The organism is Collinsella aerofaciens (assembly GCF_025289055.1).
In the GTDB taxonomy this organism is placed as follows: Bacteria; Actinomycetota; Coriobacteriia; order Coriobacteriales; family Coriobacteriaceae; genus Collinsella.
The window spans coordinates 1-3651 of record NZ_JAESIQ010000040.1 but is presented as its reverse complement, the minus strand read 5'-3'; the positions used below and the strand labels follow the sequence as shown (position 1 = coordinate 3651).

Annotated in this window: 2 protein-coding genes and 1 tRNA gene; all 3 read left to right on the top strand. The window is 55.6% G+C overall.

What is annotated here, in order from left to right; all coding sequences use genetic code 11:
* Positions 1-173: 173 nt before the first annotated feature.
* The 3 genes from JMJ97_RS09370 (at position 174) to JMJ97_RS09360 (ending at position 3493) form a co-directional block, all read left to right on the top strand.
* Positions 174-263, top strand: a tRNA-Leu gene (locus tag JMJ97_RS09370).
* A 59-nt stretch (positions 264-322) separates the two neighbouring features.
* Positions 323-2668, top strand: a complete 2346-nt coding sequence (locus JMJ97_RS09365) for a GAF domain-containing SpoIIE family protein phosphatase (RefSeq protein ID WP_260700094.1) — start codon at positions 323-325, stop codon at positions 2666-2668.
* Between the two features lie 78 nt (positions 2669-2746).
* Positions 2747-3493 (top strand): anti-sigma factor antagonist, encoded by a 747-nt coding sequence (locus tag JMJ97_RS09360; protein WP_055286928.1) that lies wholly within the window; start codon positions 2747-2749, stop codon positions 3491-3493.
* Positions 3494-3651 lie beyond the last annotated feature (158 nt).

Below are 3651 nucleotides of genomic sequence, written 5' to 3'. Positions count from 1 at the left end.
AACGCGTTGCGCTGAGTCCTGAGGCTGTTGCAATGAAAATGACAATCAAGGATTTACAAATTCGTAAACTTTTTTGAAAAAAGTGCTTGCACAGTTCTCGAATCATAGGTTATTATCTTCCTCGTTGAACGCGCGGGTCCAACAAAACGAACCGTGAATCAACAACATAGCATGTCGGAGTGGCGGAATTGGCAGACGCGCTAGCTTGAGGTGCTAGTGACCGCTTTTTGGTCATGCGGGTTCAAGTCCCGCCTCCGACACCATCGCATTTGAGAAGCCTCTTCGGAGGCTTTTTTGTTACCGATAGACGGCGGGGTCCACGATGGAAACGCTTGAACACAACGAGTGGGCAGACGTTGCCCAACTAGTCGAGATCACGAGCGATGCTGTCATCATCTGCGAGCTCGACGGAACCATTCTGCATGTGAATAATCGCTTACTTGGTTTGATGTGCGAGGAACGCGCCGACGTCATTGGTGGAGATGTTAAAGACGTCCTGTACTCGTCCGCTTTTGAACGTGCGACGGAACATCGTCTGCCATTTGAAACTGATGGCTCCGAGAACGAACTGATGCTCAAGCTGAGCGACGGCTCCTTTATCCCCGTCTTGGTTCGTGCGGGCTCCGTAACGCCTCCACGCATCTTTGGGCGCCGCGCGCCACGTGTCCTGGTGGCGCTCCATAGCATCGAAGAACAGTATTCGCACGACCGTCAGCTCAAGCGTGCTCTTTCGGAGCTTAGAGTGGCTAACAAGCGCCTCTCTGGCACGCTCTCGGTCATTATGAGTACCGTGGGCTCCGATGAGCTGCCCAGCCTACTTGATACCGTTTTGAACCAGCTTGTAGGAACGCTCGATGCTTCGGGTGCTGCTATCTATTTTTCTGAGAGCGGCGGTTTTAAACTTCGCGGTGTTTCCAAGGAGCTGTACGACAGCTACCTGCCTGAGTTTTTGCCGTATGGCGCTGGCATTCCGACGTATGTTCTTCGTGAGTCGCGTGCCTGTCGCTTGTCGATTCAACAGGACCTTAAGGGTGATAAGGCCGCCTCCGGTATGTTTATGGACCTGGACAATCGTTCTAAGCACCTGTTGCGTATGCAGGATATGCCTCCGTACCGCAGCGAGATCTGTCTTCCCGTTTTTTACGGTACGCAGATCCTTGGCGTGCTGGAAGTTGGTTGGAAACGCCCTCAGGCACCGCTTGCCTATGACGTTAATGTGCTCGAGGTCATTTGCGATTACCTGTCTATCCAACTGGTCGGCATGGCATCGAGTCTTCGCTCTCGTCGCACGGCCGAGCTTGGCCGCTCGCTCAATGTCTTACGTGATGAGTTGTTTACCTTTCTAGACGATTCCGTCGCGGCTACCCAGGCGGTATCGTCCGAGATCTGCAATATGCTCAACTGCCATTTTTGCCCTGTTGAGTATGACGTCAGTCTGGATTCCTACGTCATAGATTTTGAAGGCGGCAGTCGCGTTGCTTTGCCGGACGATCCCGAGAAGCTTTTCTTTTCCACGACGGCGCCAGCGGCACGTCTGGGGGCTGGCCCTGATGGCTTTGAGGCATCTGTTTTGGGCGGTACGAGTGCCGAGGACCTTAAACACGTCCGTATAACTCGCGTTGACGAATCGATGCCTATGGGAGGCTGGCTTAGGGCGCATGGTCTGCCTTGTCAAGGTCTCTACGTCGACTCCGGCATCGAGGCGGGGCGACCACGCTCTAAGGGTGATGGCAAGCACAGTAACGACGCAATTGTTCCTGCTTCTGTTGCGAAGAGCCCGACGACGCGCGCGCTACTGCTTCGTGATGGCAGCCAAGAGCCGATTGATGACCTTGAATATGACTACTTGGTGCACTTGGCGCATGACTTTGAACTGATCTACGAAGGTGAATCTCAAAAGCGCGAGGAGCGTCATATCGCTCAGACCCTTCAGATCGGCATGAGAAATTTCCTGGGGGATGTTCCGGGTATCGCAACCGATTCGGTGTACCTGTCGGCCACGAACTCGGCGTTGGTCGGCGGCGATTTCTATACGCTCATCCGTCTTCCCGACGACTGCGCCGTCATGATTCTGGGTGATGTGTCTGGCAAAGGCATTGAGGCCGCATCGATGTCCGCGCTCGTCAAGACGGCCCTGACGGCATATGCGTGGGAGGGCGCTGGACCGGCCCGCATGGCACGCTCCCTTAACAGTATGCTCATGGGCTTTTCGAGGGTCGAGACGTTCGTGACAGCCTTTATCGCCAAGATTGACCTGAAAGCCGGACGCGCAACGTATTGTTCGGCGGGCCATCCTCCGACCATGGTCATCAGGCCAGAGTCGATGCCACTGGGTGGCGGCGAGGCTCGTGGGGGAGAGGTCGAGCTACTTGGATGCCAATCGGGTGTAATCGGTGCCTTTGAGAGTATGGTGTACGAGACAGGCGTGTTTACGTTCGCCCCCGGCGACATGCTCTTCATGTATACGGATGGAACGATTGAGGCCCGCGACCGCACCGGAGCGTTCTTTGGCGAGCAGCGCTTGCGCGATCTTCTGCTTTCTGTTTCGGGGGAGGGCGTGTCGGGCATTTGCGGCAAGGTCTTGGGCGAGCTTGACCGATTTACCGAATCGGCGCTGGACGATGACATTGCATTGGTGTCCCTTGAGTTTTTACGGGGTCGTTCATAGACGGCGCTGAACGGGCTGAATCCGCACGGTTGGGGAAACGAATGCATCGAGTGGGCTTTTTTGGGGAACCATGGTCGTATGAATGAGTGGAATGACATAGCGGTTTTGACGCCACCAGGCGATATCGACATCGCCACGGTGCCTGCGCTGCGTCGGCGGTTGGATGCTTTGATTGGCCGCGGCGTGCGTCGTGTTGTCATCAACTGTCAGGCTGTTAGCTTTATCGATTCGACGGGCTTGGCATTCCTGCTTACGCGCGCTCGTGAGCTCATGAGGCGAGAAGGCCTGCTTTCGCTCGTCAATGCATCAGGTGAAGTTGTTCGCTTTTTGGAGATTGCTCGTCTTGTCGATATCCTTCATGTCGCGGGGCCGGCACGGGAGTCTATTCCCGCCATTCCGGTGGGGGAGCTGCCTCGCTGGAGTAAGAGCGTCGAGGTCCGTCAGGGTATCGAGAATCTTCCATACTACCGACATCGCATCGCCGAACTCCTTGAATCGCTTCCGTTGCGCCGTGACGAGCGCTACGATGTCGCATTGGCGTCGGGGGAGGCGCTGGGTAATGCCTATGACCATGCGGGCGGTATCGGGTGCGTCCTGACGGTTCAGGCCTATGGCGATCGCGTTGTGGTTGAGGTGCTTGATCGAGGTGCCGGCTATTCTATCGATGAAACGAGCGAGCCGGTTGCATCTGAGGAACGCGGCCGTGGTATCAAGCTTATGCGTATGCTCGTCGATAACGTGGAGGTTGCTCGTCGTACGGACGGCGCCGGCACGCGCGTGCAGATGGTGAAGCTGTTTAGCGGAGCGCTGGAATCGTGTGCCTAGCCAATCGCTTTAGCGCGTTTGGCTATTAAGAACATGCGGCAGACAAGTTTTTTGAAAAAAGTACTTGCGTCTTTTGGACAACTCGCGTAAATTAATAACCCGCAAGCGGACATGGCTCAGTTGGTAGAGCACAACCTTGCCAAGGTTGGGGTCGCGGG